This window comes from Asanoa sp. NPDC050611, from assembly GCF_040654855.1.
GTDB lineage: Bacteria > Actinomycetota > Actinomycetes > Mycobacteriales > Micromonosporaceae > Asanoa.
The window spans coordinates 1-1000 of the sequence record NZ_JBFAIU010000716.1 but is presented as its reverse complement, the minus strand read 5'-3'; the positions used below and the strand labels follow the sequence as shown (position 1 = coordinate 1000).

General features: G+C 72.7%; 1 protein-coding gene. It reads left to right on the top strand.

The annotated features are described in order from the left end of the window. Window positions 1–105 precede the first annotated feature (105 nt). Window positions 106–1000 (top strand): Gfo/Idh/MocA family oxidoreductase (locus AB0H87_RS42050; protein ID WP_360159520.1); only part of this gene is annotated, 895 nt, incomplete at its 3' end.

Below are 1000 nucleotides of genomic sequence, written 5' to 3'. Positions count from 1 at the left end.
CACGCGGTGTAGTAGCGGCCGCCGAGGGACTGGACGAACCGCCGCCAATCGCGCCCGCCCGGCCGGTTTCCGATAGTAGGTTCGGAGGGATCGGGGGGTCGGAGCATGAGCGACGTCGGCGTCGGCATCATCGGCACGGGCTACATCGCCAACGCGGGCCATGCGCCCGCCGCGGTGGCGACGCCCGGCGCGCGGCTGGCCGCCTCGCTCTCCCGGTCCACCGCCGGCGCCCGCGACTTCCTGTCCACATTCGACGCACCCGGCGCGAAGCCGTACGACGACCTCGGCGCCTTCCTCGCCGACCCCGACATCGGCCTCGTCGTGGTGCTGTCGCCGGACGGCCTGCACTTCCCGCAGGCAGAGGCGAGCCTGCGGGCCGGCAAGCACGTCCTCGTCGAGAAGCCGATGGCGCTGAGCGCCGGCGAGGCGCGCACGCTCGTCGACCTCGCCACGACCAGCGGCCTGGTGCTGGCGGCGGGCTACCACCTGCGCTGCCATGTCGGCCACGAGCTGCTCCGCCGGCGGATCCACGAGATCGGCACGCTGCGGCACCTGCGGGTGAGCTGGCCGTTCCCGATCGCGGAGACCAACTGGCGGGCGCAGGGCGAGATCGCCAAGTGGTGGTCGCTGTCCGCGACCGGCACACACTGCCTGGACCTGGCCCGCTGGTACGCGGACGACATGGCCGACTGGGCCCAGTTCCGGTCGGTCCTGAGCAACAGCCGGTGGCACGTCCAGACCGACGAGTCCGCCGTCATCGCCGCCCAGTTCGCCTCGGGCCCCACCCTCGACGTGTTCAGCTCGATGCAGTTCGACGGCGAGACCCGGCTGGAGCTCCTGGGCGACGACGGGTCCGCGGTCGCGGTGAACACGTTCGGCCCGCACGGCCGCGGTGACATCACGATCAACGGGGCACTGCTGGCGTACGCGCCGGAGAATCCGTTCGTCCGCCAGCTCACCGGCGTGCTGGCCGCCATCAGGGGCGAGGGCCCACCACCGG